Consider the following 14,727-nt stretch of genomic DNA (forward strand, 5'->3'; position numbering starts at 1 on the left):
CAGCAGGTGCGGAATCTTGTCGTAGACCGACAGCTCCAGCATCTTGGGGTCGATCATGATCAGGCGCAGCTCGGCCGGCGTGGCCTTGAACAGCATGGACAGGATCATGGCGTTGACGCCCACGGACTTGCCCGAGCCGGTGGTGCCGGCCACCAGCAAATGCGGCATGCGCGCCAAGTCAGCAACAATGGGGTTGCCCGCAATATCTTTACCTAAGGCCAAGGTCAACGGGCTGGTTTTGGACTCAAAAGCCTGTGATGTCAGAATTTCGGATAGGCGAACCATTTCACGATCTTGGTTCGGCACTTCAATACCCACCACCGATTTGCCTGGAATCACTTCCACCACGCGCACAGAAACCATGGCCATGGCGCGTGCCAAGTCCTTAGCGATGTTGGTGATACGCGCTACCTTGACCCCTGCAGCGGGTTGAATCTCAAAGCGCGTGATAACAGGGCCCGGTTGTACGGCAACCACTTCGGCGTCGACATTGAACTCTTTAAGCTTGATTTCCAGCAGGCGCGACATGGCCTCCAAGGCTTCAGGGGTATAGCCCCGACGGCCCCGAGGTTCGGCGGGGTCTAGCAGGTCTAAGGCAGGCAAGCTGCCCTCGCCCGGTGGCGGAGCGAAGAGTTGACGCTGAGCATCGGGCTTTTTCGCCGGCTTTACCTCGGCAATGGGCTGAATCGTGATGTCCAGTTTCGGCCGTGGCGTTTCCATCGGTGTTGCCTGAGTCTCTGGTACACGTGGCGTGAACACAGGCTTTGGTGCTGGCTGACTGAGAGAGTCGCGCATGACGGGCTCTTGCCGGCGCACACCCTGCTCTGAGTTAGCGGGCAGTGAAGAGGCCGGCGTGCGTCCGGCCGTCCAACGCTGCCACAGGCTGGCACAGACTGCACCCACCCAGCCGGCTAACTGCCAAACAATACGACCTAAGCGCTCCAGCAGCCAAGGCCAAGACAAGCCGCTGGCCAGGGTAAACGTCAGCACAAATAAAGTGCCAAGAATTAATGTGCCACCAATGATGCCGGTGGCTTGCCACATGGCTAAGCCGAGTGTGCGTCCGAGAAGACCGCCCACGCCATTATCTAAGCCATAGCCGGGCTGGTATTGATGCAGTGCTAACAAGGCTGCCAATGAAAAGAGCGACACCGTCCAGGCGGCCGCTTGTTGCCAACCCTTCAATTCAATCTTGGGTTGAAACCAAAACAAGGCCACCCGCCAGAAAAGCAACAGCGGTACAGCATAGGCAACATAGCCTAGTAGGAAGCCCAAAATATCGGATAGATAAGCACCAAACTGACCTGCCGCATTGAGCGTGGGGCCGGTACCCCACTGAGTCCACGCGGGGTCATTGGCGTCATGGCTATAGATGCTTAAGGCAACAAAGCATGCCAAGACGATCCAAAATATACGCTGCAAAACAAGACGGCCTGGTTTGGTCGTTGTTGCAGGATCTTGAGTTTGTTCAGGCGCGGCCACTGCAATTTTCCCAGATCATGTGATGCGACATTGTAGCGACCTGTCCAGAAGATGACAGGACCTCTGCTACACTCTCTGCCAGTCTTTTAACCCTAACAACGGAGTTGTCATGGCCAGCGTACATCATCGCCTGATTATTTTGGGTTCCGGCCCTGCCGGATACACCGCAGCTGTTTACGCAGCGCGTGCAAATTTGCAACCGGTGGTCATCACCGGCATGCAGTCTGGCGGCCAGCTCACCACCACTACTGAAGTCGACAACTGGCCCGGCGATGCCCACGGCCTAACCGGTCCTGCGCTGATGGAGCGTATGCAAGCGCATGCTGAACGCTTTGGCACACAAGTAGTGTTTGATCACATCAATGCGGTGAAACTTGACCAACGCCCCTTTGTTCTTAAGGGTGACAGCGCGGAATACACCTGCGATGCACTCATCATTGCGACGGGCGCCTCGGCTCAGTATCTGGGCCTCGAGTCTGAAACTGCATTTATGGGCCGTGGCATCAGCGCCTGCGCAACCTGTGACGGCTTTTTCTATCGTGGCCAACGCGTCATGGTCGTGGGCGGTGGCAACACGGCCGTTGAGGAAGCGCTGTACCTATCCAACATTGCTGAGCATGTCACGCTGGTGCATCGCCGCGACAAGCTCAAGTCCGAGAAGATCCTGCAAGATCATTTGTTTGAGAAAGAAAAAGCCGGAAAAATCACGATTATCTGGAATCACAGCCTAAAAGAAGTGTTGGGCGATGACTCCGGTGTGACCGGCGCACTGCTGGCATCCACCACCGGTGGCGCAGATCAGACCGTGCCGGTGGCCGGTATTTTCATCGCGATTGGCCACAAGCCCAACTCCGATATCTTTGCTGGCCAACTCGACATGAAAAACGGCTACCTTAAGGTTAGGAGCGGTAGCGAAGGCAATGCCACGGCCACCAGTACTCCAGGCGTTTTTGCCGCAGGCGATATTGCTGACCACATCTACCGTCAAGCCATTACCTCTGCAGGAGCTGGCTGTATGGCGGCGCTAGATGCTGAGAAGTATCTGGATGCTCTGGGTCATTAAACCAGTCATCATGATTAACCTCTAGTGTGGACACTCAGGTATGGCGATTCAACTTCCTTGGCTAGACGCCAGCCTGAGTTTCCCCTCGCCATTGCAAGCACTGAATGACCCAGACGGCTTGCTTGCCGCGGGGGGCGACCTGTCGCCTAAGCGACTGCTGGCCGCCTACCGACAGGGAATTTTCCCTTGGTTCTCTGAGGCTGACCCCATACTCTGGTGGTCGCCAGATCCGCGTTGTGTCATTTACCCCGCTCAATTCAGTGCGAGCCGCAGTCTCAAAAAATCACTGAATAAACCCGGCTGGATGGTCACCGTGAATCAAGCCTTTGAAGCCGTCATTACGGCCTGTGCTGCACCAAGAGTCTATGCCGATGACACGTGGATTAGCATCGATATCATCAAGAGCTATAGCAGTCTCCACCGCCAAGGCCATGCACACAGTATCGAGGTCTGGTTTGAGGGTGAGTTAGTGGGCGGCTTATATGGCGTTGAAGTGGGTGCGCTATTTTGTGGTGAGTCCATGTTCAGCACCAAAACCGATGCCTCTAAAATTGCGTATTGGGCACTCACCCAAATCGGGGTTCATGCGGGCTGGCAACTCATTGACGCCCAATTTGAAAATCCTCACCTCATGAGCTTAGGCGCGCGTTTGATTTCCCGCGTAAGCTACCTCGAGCACCTTGCCAGCGTGCGCGACCGACCGAGCTTTAATTGGCAGGACGCGAATCAGGTACTTGCTAGCGTAAACTTTCCCGTGAGCCGCCATGTCTGCCAGTGAACTGCGCTTCTATACCACCTCGCCGCATGTGTGCAGTTATATCAGTGGCCGAGAGGCCATCACCTTATTTGCCGACCCAGAAGCCGACATGACGGCCTACACCTACAGTCAGCTCTCCGACATGGGCTTCCGTCGCAGCGGTCACTATGTGTACCGGCCCCAGTGCCAGGGCTGTCAGGCCTGTATTTCCGTACGCGTTCCGGTTCAAACGTTTCAGCCCAAGCGCAACCAACAGCGCGCATGGTTGCGTAACCAAGACTTGAGCGTGCATTGCGTTGCAGCGGAATGGAATGACGAACATTACGCGCTCTACGCTCGCTATATCGCGGCACGACATCGGGATGGGGATATGTACCCTCCCACGCCGCGCCAGTATCGTGAGTTTCTTACCTGCGAATGGGCCAATACGATTTTTGTAGAGTTTCGCCGTGGCGAGCGTTTATTCGCGCTGGCGGTGACCGATGAGCTCAGTCACGGCTTATCAGCGGTGTATACGTTTTATGACCCCTTAGAGACTTACCGCAGCTTAGGCACCTTCGCCATTCTTTGGCAGATTAAGGAAACCCAACGACGCAACCTGCCCTATTTGTATTTAGGCTATTGGGTCAGACAAGCGGAGCGCATGCGCTACAAAACCCAATTTAGGCCATTAGAGTTATTAATTGAGGGTGAGTGGTTGCTCGCTCGTTAATGCCCATTTATCGGCTCGTTAAAGCAGGCTTTGCCAGCGCGATGCTTTTCGGGCACAATGCGCCGGCTTTGCGGGCTTGCTGCCTGCTCTACTGATTATTTGCCGCCGAGGCCTTTGCTGCATGTCGAAAGAAGAACAGATTGAGTTTGATGGTGTCGTCGTTGACACCCTGCCGAACACCATGTTTCGCGTGAAGCTGGAAAATGGTCATGTCGTGATCGCTCACATTTCCGGAAAAATGCGCAAGCATTACATCCGCATCCTCACGGGTGACCAAGTTAAGGTTGAAATGACGCCATATGACCTAAGCAAAGGTCGTATCACTTACCGCGTGCGCTAAGCTGCGTCGTCGCTCTTGTGATTTAAAAAAAGCGAGACCAACAAAAAGGGCCGAATTATCGGCCCTTTTTATTTGCGTCCCGTTAGGGTTATCCGGGATTACTCCCAAATAACCCGCTTACGCATGGCGACCCACTCGTCGGCATGCGGCAAGTAACGCTCTTCAACCACATTGCGTTTGATTTTCATGGTCGGCGTTAAGAAGCCATTTTCCATGGTCCACTGATCTTTCACCACGACAACATAATCTAACTGTTCGTGATCTTCGAGCGTGGCATTCACGGTCTTCAACAGCGCTTCAAACTCACTGCTTAAGGTGTTTTTATCCAAGCGGCCATCGGCCAATTCAGCACTGGCATCTAAAGACAACATAAACAGAGCAAAGGGTTGCGGCTGAGTTGGGCCCGTGACGCAAATAACCTCTACCTTCGGATGCACATTGAGCTTTTGCTCAATCGGTACCGGGGCGACGTACTTGCCTTTTGAGGTTTTGAACAGCTCTTTGACACGGCCAGTAATGCGCAGACGACCCTGCTCATCAATCTCACCACGATCACCTGTCTTCAGATAGCCATCATCCGTCATGTCTTCGGCCGTTTTCTCCGGCGCTTTGTAGTAGCCCATCATTTGACCCGGGCTCTTCACTTGCACTTCACCGGTATCGGCAATGCGGTGTTCAACGCCTGGATTGGTGTGACCCACATAACCCACACGGACTTCGCCAGGACGTGAGCCGTGCGAGTAACCGTAGTTTTCGGTCATGCCGTAAACATCAAGAAGCTCTAGGCCGATATTGCGGTACCACTGCAGGATATTGGGCGGCAATGGCGCCGAAGCAGTAATCGCCAAACGCACTTTGTCTAGGCCAAGCTGGGTCAGAATTTTGCGCTTAATCACGCCCGACAGAATGGGGATATTAAACAGAATACGCTGCTTGGACGGCGGCAGCTTCTCGTTAATCGCAAGATAGAACTTGGTCCACAAGCGAGGTACCGAGAAGAAAATGGTGGGCTGAGCGCGTTGCAAATCTTGCTGGAACGTCGCCAGACTGTCGGCAAAGTAGACTTTAAAACCGAAATACAAAGACGCCGTTTCAACTACCGCACGCTCGGCCACGTGGGCTAAGGGCAAATAGGAAAGCATACGGTCGTCGCGGTTCACTTTATGGGTGTCGCGCAGACCATTAGCGACGGAACACTTGGTGCCGAAGCTGTGCATTACGCCCTTGGGACGGCCAGTACTGCCCGAGGTGTACACAATCGTGGCCATGGCGCTGGTGTCTGGCAGGGTCACTTCTGCCAGCGGCTCATATTGGGCGATCAGGTCTGTCCACTGCGTAACATCACTGCGTGGCGACAACGGTAGGCTAATCAGCGGCAGGTCCGCTGGCAGAATGGTTTTGATCTCATTCCAACCATCGGCCTTGCCATCGAGCTTGCCCAAGAACAGCAGCTTGCACTCTGAGTGCTCCAAAATATATTCGGCAGATTCAGCATTCAGCGTCGGATAAAGTGGGACGGTGACATGGCCGGCCATCCAAACAGCCAGGTCCGCCAGAATCCAATGGGCACTGTTACGGCCCAACAAACCAATACTGCTGTGTGCGGGCAAGTTCAGAGACTTTAGATAGTTGGCAACGCGAGTCACCTGATTAGCAGCTTCACCCCAGGTAATTTCAAGAGTTTTTCCGCCATCCAAGGGTTGCGTCATATAGACGGTGTTAGGGCTGGTTTCTGCCCATAACATGAAGCAATGGACTAATGTGGATCTAGAGGCATATCGGCTCATCAGAGGGCTACCTTTTTCGTTGTTTTATGAAGCTGACTGATGCGTCAAGCAGTGCTTTCTTATACCAAAACTCTCGTGCGTATGGCGAGCGCTAATCACTATTACTCGCGGTAAGTTGGCGCATTTGTTCACGATATCGACTCGGGGCTAAACCATAACTACGTTTGAAGGCCTGCCCAAAGGCCGTTTCAGAGGCATAGCCTACGGCATCTCCAATATGACAAATTGGCTGCCCCGTATGCCTCAGTTGCCATGCTGCAACACGCATTCGGTGCTCACTGACATAGGTGAGTGGCGGCTTTCCCATAATTTTTTGAAAACGATCCGCGAACGCTGAACGCGATAAACAGGCCATCTGAGCTAAGGCCGGTACTGTCCAAGCTCGCCCTGGATGCTTGTGAATCGCACTCAGAACTAAGGCTAAGGCAGGATCTTTTAACGCACGCAACCAAGAGTCATTGCCCTCAGGCAAGCTCTCAATATAGGTACGCAATACTTCCACAAACCAAATATCCCCAAGCCTATTAAGAATGCTTTGATGGCCGGGTCGACGCTCCCGCGTTTCTTGCAAGAGAAACTCAATACCAATGCGTAACCACTCTGGCGTACTTTTTTGCACTCCCAGAATCGGGATTGCTGATGGCAAAGCCGACATGAGTGGTTGACCCAGTTCAGCATCAAAACGACAGCCGGCTGTCAAAATAAACGCGGACAAATCACCTTGCCCTAAACAAATGGGCGTTTCACGCGATCGACCAAATTGCTCACTAATGTCTACTTGCGTGTTTTCCATGCCGCCTAGCGCATGAAGGCTATGAGCCGAGCCCGTCGGCACGATAAGCAAGTCGCCAGCACACAGGTGAAACCGTTCATCGCCTACAGCAACAATAGCCTCCCCTTGCAAGACGGCGTGGAAAATTGAACGATTGGGTAAATTCACACCAAACGCCCAGGCATCCGACGCCGAAACAAAGAAATATTCCGCATCGGTCAGGTGTAAATCGTCAAAAATAATGCTGAGAAAGTCCTGCATTTCGTCTGGTTCCGGCGTTTTGATAGAAAATCATGGCTTTTTGTTCCAGACAGCAACCTTAACATTGAACAATGATACGGTCACTGGAAAAACAACGGACTCTGCCCGTTGTTGAAATAATCATGATGTCAGGAGAGACCCACATGACCACGACGACGTTCAATACGCCTTGGGTGGATAGCAAACGCTATCTTTGGCTGTTAAGCCCCATGCTGCCCGTTTTCGGGCTGTTAATTTTGGGGCTTTATGAATTTACCGGCATCAGTTTAGCGCTCTGGGGTGGCCCAATTTTGGTCTACGGCCTGATTCCCCTGATGGATCGCATCATTGGCTCGGACGCCAGTAACCCGCCTGAATCAGCCGTGGCGCACCTTGAGTCAGACAGCTACTACCGATTCGTGGTCTATGCCTACATCCCGTCGCAATTCATCTTAACGATTTGGGGGGCATGGATCGCGGTAAATCATGATTTGAGCCTGTTTGAATACATCGGCCTCATATTGTCTGTCGGAGCCATCAACGGCATTGCCATTAACACGGCGCATGAGTTGTCGCATAAGCGTGACGAAATGGGGCGCTGGATGGCGAAGGTCACCTTAGCACCTGTGGCGTATGGCCATTTTTATGCCGAACATGTTCGCGGCCATCATAAAAATGTGGCGACCCCTGAAGATCCTGCCAGCTCCAAGATGGGCGAAACTTTCTGGCAATTTCTACCCCGCACCATGATTGGCAGTGTCCTTTCAGCGTGGAAAATTGAAGGTGAGCGCCTTGGACGCTTGGGCAAAAAAACATGGTCTTTAGATAACGACAACCTGCAGGCCTGGGCCATGACGGTGGTTTTCTTCGGTCTGCTTACCGCTATCTTGGGATGGGCAGCGCTGCCGTTCTTACTGTTACAAGCTTTCTATGGTGCGTCCCTGCTGGAAGTGATCAATTACATTGAGCACTATGGTTTGCTGCGTCAAAAAGGTCCGGATGGTCGCTTTGTGCGCTGCATGCCTGAGCATTCCTGGAACAGCAACCACATCATTACCAATCTCGTGCTGTACCAGCTACAGCGCCATAGTGATCACCATGCTCACCCCACACGTAGCTTCCAAGCACTGCGCCACTTCGAGGAAAGCCCGCAGCTGCCGTCTGGCTACGCATCCATGCTGATCCCGGCGTACATTCCGGCACTCTGGTTTCGTCAGATGGACCCGCTGGTGGCCAAGCACTACAAGGGCGATCTGAGCAAAGCGAATATTTTGCCCGCCAAGCGCGAGCAAATACTGAACTCGGCGCTGAACCGCGCGCAGTTGGAGAATCGTGCGGAAATGGAGCCGATCCCTGAAGGCGCTCCATCCAACATGGTTACCGATGGCCATGCCCGTTTTCAATGCTCCGATTGTGGCTACATCTACGATGAACGCACGGGCTGCCCTAAGGAAGGCTTCCCTGCGGGCACCTTGTGGAGCAAGATTCCCGATACTTGGCCCTGTCCTGACTGTGCCGTTCGAGAAAAAGTCGACTTTGTTGCGCTAAATCAGTAACGCAGTAGAGGTAAAGTCCCGTGGCTGACAAGCACGGGACCTCCCCGCCTAAAGACCCAAAATCCTTAGATCCAGACGCTCATTGAGCATCGCAGGGCACCACACATAGTGCGTGTTAAGCGGCTGACTAAAGCCAAATAAGGCATCGATAATGCCGTCCTCAGCGCCCGACATACGCGTCAGTTGAGCCTCAAACGCATTAAACGAATGGCCGAAGGCGACAAACATTAACCCAGCCTGACTGCCAGCCGACCACGGCATGGAACGTCTGAGTACAAACGCCTCGGGCTCGAAATCCTCCTGCGCAGTTCGTTTCACATGTGCAGACTCTGGTGCTTCGTCTAGCTCTTCATCATCGCTGCGTCTGCGACCTATGGCGTGATCTTGAGCTTCGCTGGTCATTGCCTCAAAACGATCGAACTGATGCTGCCACTGCTGAATAGCGGCAAAACTGGAACCCGCTAAATCAGGAGTTACAGCATCAACACAGGCGGCCGCCAATGCCAGCTCGCCCTCTGGATTTTCTGTGCCATCTTTGTAGCCGGTTAAGTCGCGGCCATCTTCAAAACGAAAGGCTTCTATGCGCTGATGGCGCTGAAACGCGGGCTTAAGGCGCTGCGTCCAGACTCGTTCTGCGAGAAGCAAGGCGCCACGATCATCTCCGCGTAACCACAGCCAAAGCGCTATGGGCTGTTGGGGGAGCGGCACCAGCGCATGGGGTATTGAAAAACCCTCTCGTAAGCCCGGCACCGAATGACCGAGTGCAGCCACCAGCGAAGCCCCTAGTCCGACAACACAGCTTTCGCCATCTGCGGAGTTCTGAATTGCGCGCAAGGCCTCCGCAGCGGCTCCTGCCTCCGACAGCAGATAGCTCACATAGATACCGTGGCCAGGGACCTCTTGAAGTATACCTTTCTGAATGAGTTGCACAGTATCTCCTTGTTTTAAGCATAAAAAAGCCGCCAAACCTAAAGCTAGGCTGGCGGCTTTTTTAGTGCATCAATAGCATTAACCCGCGAGCTTAGCCTTCAATTCGCGGCGGCGACGATGCAGCACAGGCTCTGTGTAGCCGTTAGGCTGTGCACAACCCTCAAAGACCAGTTCAGCTGCAGCTTGGTAGGCCACGCTGTCATCAAAGTTAGGTGCCATGGGGGTGTAGAGCGGGTCAGTGGCATTTTGCGCATCCACAACCGCAGCCATGCGCTGCATGGCTTCAACGACTTGGGCCTTCGTGCAAATGCCGTGACGCAGCCAATTAGCCACGTGCTGGCTGGAGATACGAAGCGTTGCACGGTCTTCCATGAGGCCAATGTTGTTGATGTCTGGCACCTTAGAGCAACCCACGCCTTGGTCGATCCAGCGCACAACATAACCGAGGATGCCTTGGCAGTTGTTATCGAGCTCGTTTTTGATCTCTTCCGCTGTCCAGCTTGGATTAGCCGCGACGGGATAAGTCAGAATGTCGTCCAGAGAAGCGCGTGGACGCGACTTCAGCTGATTCTGAATGTCCTGCACCAAGACCTGGTGGTAGTGCGTGGCGTGCAGGGTTGCGCCTGTCGGCGACGGCACCCACGCGGTGTTAGCACCGGCCTTAGGATGAGCAATTTTCTGCTCCAACATACCCTTCATTAGGTCCGGCATTGCCCACATGCCCTTACCAATTTGAGCTTTGCCTTGCAGACCACAGGCCAGGCCAATATCGACGTTCCAGTTCTCGTAGGCGGCGATCCACTTGGATGTCTTCATGTCGGCCTTGCGCACCATCGCGCCAGCTTCCATCGAGGTGTGCATTTCATCGCCGGTACGGTCGAGGAAGCCGGTATTGATGAAGATCACACGCTCTTTAGCCGCACGGATGCACTCCTTCAGGTTCACCGTGGTACGACGCTCTTCGTCCATGATGCCCATTTTCAACGTGTTGCGGGCCAGACCCAGTGCATCTTCCACGCGACCAAAGATCTCGTTAGCAAAAGCCACTTCTTCTGGACCGTGCATTTTCGGTTTAACGATATAGACCGATCCCGTACGCGAGTTGGACAGCTTATTGACCTTGAGCAGGTCGTGCTTAGCCGCCAGAACGGTCACCATGCAGTCCATGATGCCTTCAGGCACTTCCTGGCCTTTGTACAAAACAGCCGGGTTAGTCATGAGGTGGCCAACGTTACGCACCAGCAGCAGCGCACGACCATGGAGCGTGAACTCACCGCCGTTAGGCGCTTTGAATGTACGGTCGCCATTGAGCGAACGCGTTAAGGTCTTGCCGCCCTTCTCAAAGGACTCAGTCAGAGTGCCCTTCATGAGGCCCAGCCAATTGCCGTAAACCTCGACTTTGTCTTCAGCATCTACGGCCGCAACCGAGTCTTCACAATCTTGAATGGCGGTAATGGCAGACTCTAAGTTCACATCTTTGATGCCAGCCGCATCCGTCTTGCCAATTGGGTGCTCACGATCAAACTGAATTTCGGCATGCAAATTATTGTTTTTTAACAAAATGCTAGTTGGGTTTGTAATGTCGCCCGTGTAACCCACGAACTTCTCTGGTTGCGCTAACGCAACCGTTGCGCCCGAACTCAAGGTGACCTGAAGCTGGCCGCCAACGATGGCATAGGCTGTGCTGTCTAGGTGCGAGCCAGAAGCCAATGGCGCCGATTGGTCCAAGAAATTACGGGCGAAAGCAATGACCTTGTTGCCGCGGACCGGGTTGTAGCCCTTGCCCTTTTCTGCGCCGCCTTCTTCCGATATAGCATCGGTACCGTAAAGCGCGTCATACAGCGAACCCCAGCGCGCATTGGCCGCGTTCAGGGCATAGCGAGCGTTTTTAACTGGCACAACGAGCTGAGGCCCTGCAATCGTGGCAATTTCATCATCCACATTGTCAGGGCTTACGGCGAAATCAGCCCCTTCCGGAACCAAGTAGCCAATATTCGTCAAGAAAGTCTTGTAGGCTGCAAAATCGGCATTGCGATTAGCTTGATGCCAGGCATCAATTTTGGCCTGAATCGCATCACGCTTAACCAACAGAGCTTGGTTCTTCGGCATGAGGTCAGCCATGATCTGCTCGAACTGATCCCAGAAATGCTTAGGCTCTACACCTGTGCCTGGGGCAACCTCGTTGTTAACCAGATCAAAAAGCGATTTAGCGATAGCCAAATCGCCGTGTTGAATGCGCTGCTCAGTCATGTGCATTTGCCTCGTTGATGCGTAAAAGGGTTGCGCCAACCATTGGCTGACGAAGGGGATGTAAAAAGTGGTGGTAGTCTAGCGAAAACTTTAACGCTGGTCATTCCCGATCAATGCGTGTACGTCGCCTAGGCACCCAATTGGCCTTTTCTTCGTCACGCTTTTCCTGCTCGGTAATCTGTCGTGCCACATACAAAATCAATTGACGTAGCCAGCGATGCGCGGGGCTGTGATGCAACAAAGCACCCCAAGCCATCTTTAACTCGAATTCCGGAATAAAAAATGGCGGCTCTTTCACCACCAGTTGAGGGTGATCGCTTTGCAAACGCGCAATACGCGTGGGTAAAGTGGCAATTAAATCCGCTTTATGAGCCACCAAGGCCGGCATTTGATAGTGCCGCGTATAAATGGTGATACGACGACGCTGACCGATACGCTCTAGCGCGGCATCAATTTGCCCCATACCGCCGCGATCAGGGTTCATGCCAAAGCCAATGCCCATGCCGGTTTTGGAAACCCAAATATGCTGGGACTCTAAATAGCTCTTCAAATTGAAACGTACAGCCGCAGGATTACTTCGATTTAAGAGGCAAGAAAAGCTATCCGACCAAAGTGTAACCTGATGAAATGATTGAGGTATTTCATTAAAACGGTTAATCGCAAGGTCTATCTTGCCTTGCTCAATGTCTTGAATACTCACATCGGATGGCGTGAGAAAGTCGAGCACCACATCCGGCGCTTCGGAGCGTAACGCTTTCACGAGTGCCGGCATCAGCGTGGCCTCGGCATAGTCCGAGGTCATGATGCGAAACACACGTTTAGAGGTTAGTGGTCGGAATTCTTGCTTAGGTTCCATAATTTCAGTCACGGCAGATAAGGCCTGCCTGACCAATGGCGCCAGCTCCAATGCACGCTCGGTAGGTGCCATGCCCGTGCTTGAGCGGATCATCAACGGATCATTGAAGAGTTCACGTAAGCGCTTGAGACCATTAGACATTGCCGGTTGGGTGATGCCTAGCTGTGCGGCAGCGCGCGTCACACTTTGCTCTCGCAACAGCACATCTAAATAGACCAGCAAATTGAGATCGACCCTCTCAAGATTCATAGAATGAATACCGACAATCATGGTTATATATTTTGAAAATTATGCCACAGATCGTAGACTGCGCGAGCTTTCTGCCAATACCTGCTTTCGAGCGTGCTGGCACCATCTAACCCTGAACAGGAAATCGTCATGACTACATACAAGTCTGCGTTGGAACACGTTCGCGCCGTTAAGGCCAAGCTCGGTGGCACCTGGGGTGCCATCCACCCAGAAGACGCTGCTCGCATGATCGTGCAGAACCGCTTCCGCACCGGTCTGGACATCGCCAAGTACACCGCCGCCATCATGCGTAAAGACATGGCCGAGTACGATGCTGATTCCAGCAAGTACACCCAGTCCCTGGGTTGCTGGCACGGTTTCATCGCTCAGCAGAAGATGATTGCCAATAAGAAGTACTTTGGCACCACCTCGAAGAAGTACATCTACCTGTCCGGTTGGATGGTTGCTGCTCTGCGCTCGGACTTCGGCCCACTGCCCGACCAGTCCATGCACGAAAAGACGTCGGTACCTGCACTGATCGAAGAAATCTACACCTTCTTACGTCAGGCCGATGCCCGCGAACTGAACGACCTGTTCCGTGCTCTGCAGAAGGCAGAAGACGCGGGTGACAGCGCCAAGGCCGCTGAAATCGAAGCCAAGATCAACGGCTTCGAAACGCACGTTGTGCCTATCATTGCCGACATCGATGCTGGTTTCGGTAACGAAGAAGCTACTTACCTGCTGACCAAAAAGATGATCGAAGCTGGCGCCTGCGCAATCCAGATCGAAAACCAAGTGTCCGACGCTAAGCAGTGCGGTCACCAAGCCGGTAAAGTTACTGTTCCACACGAAGACTTCCTCGCGAAGATCAACGCTGTGCGTTTGGCATTCTTGGAGCTCGGCATTGACGAGGGCGTTATTGTTGCCCGTACCGACTCCGAAGGTGCTGATCTGACCCAGAAAATCCCTGTCTCCAAGCAGAAGGGCGACCTGGCTTCGCAGTACATCAGCTATCTCGACACCAAAGAAATCGACATCTCCGAAGCTGCTGATGATGAAATCTTGATCAAGCGTGATGGCAAGCTGCATCGCCCAACTCGCTTGGCTTCTGGCCTGTACCAGTTCCGTGAAGGCACACAAATTGATCGTGTGGTTCTGGACTGCGTTACTTCGCTGCAAAACGGCGCGGACATGCTGTGGATCGAAACTCCAACGCCAAACGTTGCGGAAATCGCCCACATGGTTAACCGTGTTAAAGAAATCGTTCCAAACGCCAAGCTGGTTTATAACAACAGCCCATCGTTCAACTGGACTCTGAACTTCCGTCAACAGGCTTTTGACCGCTTGAAGGCTGAAGGCAAGGATGTATCAGCTTACGATCGCGCCAAGTTGATGAGCGTTGACTACGACAACACCGAGCTGTCGAAGATCGCTGATGAAATGATCCGCACGTTCCAGGCTGACGCAGCCCGTGAAGCCGGTGTATTCCATCACCTGATCACACTGCCAACCTACCACACAGCCGCTCTGTCGACTCACGAATTGGCCAAGGGCTACTTCGGCGACCAAGGCATGCTGGCCTACGTGGGTGGCGTACAGCGCAAAGAAATCCGTGAAGGTATTGCTTGCGTTAAGCACCAAGCTATGGCCGGTTCGGACATTGGTGATGACCACAAGGAAATGTTTGCCGGTGACAACGCGCTGAAAGCCGGCGATGCATCGAAAAACACCATGAACCAGTTCGGCGGCTAATC

Annotated in this window: 12 protein-coding genes; 6 read left to right on the top strand and 6 right to left on the bottom strand. The window is 53.4% G+C overall.

Annotated features, from left to right (window positions below):
• Nucleotides 1-1,482 (bottom strand): DNA translocase FtsK (locus tag AC14IB_RS05910; protein WP_484231010.1); only part of this gene is annotated, 1,482 nt, incomplete at its 3' end.
• 109 nt (nucleotides 1,483-1,591) lie between these two features.
• Here AC14IB_RS05910 and trxB point away from each other — a divergent pair.
• The 4 genes from trxB to infA all read left to right on the top strand — a co-directional run bounded on the left by trxB (nucleotide 1,592) and on the right by infA (nucleotide 4,354).
• Nucleotides 1,592-2,545, top strand: coding sequence for a thioredoxin-disulfide reductase (gene trxB / locus AC14IB_RS05915; protein WP_484231011.1), 954 nt, complete (start codon nucleotides 1,592-1,594; stop codon nucleotides 2,543-2,545).
• Between the two features lie 40 nt (nucleotides 2,546-2,585).
• A complete protein-coding gene (aat, locus tag AC14IB_RS05920) occupies nucleotides 2,586-3,323 on the top strand; it encodes a leucyl/phenylalanyl-tRNA--protein transferase (RefSeq protein WP_484231012.1) in 738 nt (245 codons plus the stop codon).
• Nucleotides 3,310-4,014 (top strand): arginyltransferase, encoded by a 705-nt coding sequence (locus AC14IB_RS05925; protein WP_484231013.1) that lies wholly within the window; start codon nucleotides 3,310-3,312, stop codon nucleotides 4,012-4,014. The genes aat and AC14IB_RS05925 overlap by 14 nt, the downstream gene beginning before the upstream one ends.
• Nucleotides 4,015-4,135: 121 nt before the next feature.
• Nucleotides 4,136-4,354, top strand: a complete 219-nt coding sequence (gene infA / locus AC14IB_RS05930; RefSeq protein WP_068859314.1) for a translation initiation factor IF-1 — start codon at nucleotides 4,136-4,138, stop codon at nucleotides 4,352-4,354.
• 98 nt (nucleotides 4,355-4,452) lie between these two features.
• Here the strand turns inward: infA and AC14IB_RS05935 are convergent, their stop codons facing one another.
• Complete coding sequence (locus AC14IB_RS05935) at nucleotides 4,453-6,099, bottom strand: AMP-binding protein (protein ID WP_484231014.1); 1,647 nt, start codon at nucleotides 6,097-6,099, stop codon at nucleotides 4,453-4,455.
• Between the two features lie 133 nt (nucleotides 6,100-6,232).
• Nucleotides 6,233-7,174: a cupin domain-containing protein gene (locus AC14IB_RS05940; RefSeq protein ID WP_484231015.1), complete on the bottom strand. Its 942-nt coding sequence runs from the start codon at nucleotides 7,172-7,174 to the stop codon at nucleotides 6,233-6,235.
• 143 nt (nucleotides 7,175-7,317) lie between these two features.
• Here AC14IB_RS05940 and AC14IB_RS05945 point away from each other — a divergent pair, with 143 nt between their 5' ends.
• Nucleotides 7,318-8,709 (top strand): fatty acid desaturase, encoded by a 1,392-nt coding sequence (locus tag AC14IB_RS05945; protein WP_484231016.1) that lies wholly within the window; start codon nucleotides 7,318-7,320, stop codon nucleotides 8,707-8,709.
• 48 nt (nucleotides 8,710-8,757) lie between these two features.
• Here AC14IB_RS05945 and AC14IB_RS05950 read toward each other — a convergent pair whose 3' ends face one another.
• From AC14IB_RS05950 to AC14IB_RS05960, 3 genes are all read right to left on the bottom strand, one after another.
• Nucleotides 8,758-9,639 (bottom strand): Dyp-type peroxidase, encoded by an 882-nt coding sequence (locus AC14IB_RS05950; RefSeq protein ID WP_484231017.1) that lies wholly within the window; start codon nucleotides 9,637-9,639, stop codon nucleotides 8,758-8,760.
• 78 nt (nucleotides 9,640-9,717) lie between these two features.
• Entirely contained in the window at nucleotides 9,718-11,889 is a 2,172-nt protein-coding gene (locus tag AC14IB_RS05955) for a malate synthase G (RefSeq protein WP_484231018.1), read from the bottom strand.
• A 100-nt stretch (nucleotides 11,890-11,989) separates the two neighbouring features.
• Nucleotides 11,990-12,994 (bottom strand): LysR family transcriptional regulator, encoded by a 1,005-nt coding sequence (locus AC14IB_RS05960; RefSeq protein WP_068860677.1) that lies wholly within the window; start codon nucleotides 12,992-12,994, stop codon nucleotides 11,990-11,992.
• A gap of 129 nt (nucleotides 12,995-13,123) precedes the next feature.
• Between AC14IB_RS05960 and AC14IB_RS05965 the strand changes: the two genes are divergently transcribed.
• A complete protein-coding gene (locus tag AC14IB_RS05965; RefSeq protein ID WP_484231019.1) occupies nucleotides 13,124-14,725 on the top strand; it encodes an isocitrate lyase in 1,602 nt (533 codons plus the stop codon).
• Nucleotides 14,726-14,727: the final 2 nt, after the last annotated feature.

This window comes from Perlucidibaca sp., assembly GCF_057084925.1.

Bases quoted from the DNA above. Each gene is read 5' to 3' on its own strand.
- AC14IB_RS05945 (WP_484231016.1), top strand. From the start codon at position 7,318: ATGACCACGACGACGTTCAATACGCCTTGGGTGGATAGCAAACGCTAT.
- AC14IB_RS05955 (WP_484231018.1), bottom strand. From the start codon at position 11,889: ATGACTGAGCAGCGCATTCAACACGGCGATTTGGCTATCGCTAAATCG.
- aat (WP_484231012.1), top strand. From the start codon at position 2,586: ATGGCGATTCAACTTCCTTGGCTAGACGCCAGCCTGAGTTTCCCCTCG.
- AC14IB_RS05940 (WP_484231015.1), bottom strand. From the start codon at position 7,174: ATGCAGGACTTTCTCAGCATTATTTTTGACGATTTACACCTGACCGAT.
- infA (WP_068859314.1), top strand. From the start codon at position 4,136: ATGTCGAAAGAAGAACAGATTGAGTTTGATGGTGTCGTCGTTGACACC.
- AC14IB_RS05965 (WP_484231019.1), top strand. From the start codon at position 13,124: ATGACTACATACAAGTCTGCGTTGGAACACGTTCGCGCCGTTAAGGCC.
- AC14IB_RS05935 (WP_484231014.1), bottom strand. From the start codon at position 6,099: ATGTTATGGGCAGAAACCAGCCCTAACACCGTCTATATGACGCAACCC.
- AC14IB_RS05925 (WP_484231013.1), top strand. From the start codon at position 3,310: ATGTCTGCCAGTGAACTGCGCTTCTATACCACCTCGCCGCATGTGTGC.
- trxB (WP_484231011.1), top strand. From the start codon at position 1,592: ATGGCCAGCGTACATCATCGCCTGATTATTTTGGGTTCCGGCCCTGCC.
- AC14IB_RS05960 (WP_068860677.1), bottom strand. From the start codon at position 12,994: ATGAATCTTGAGAGGGTCGATCTCAATTTGCTGGTCTATTTAGATGTG.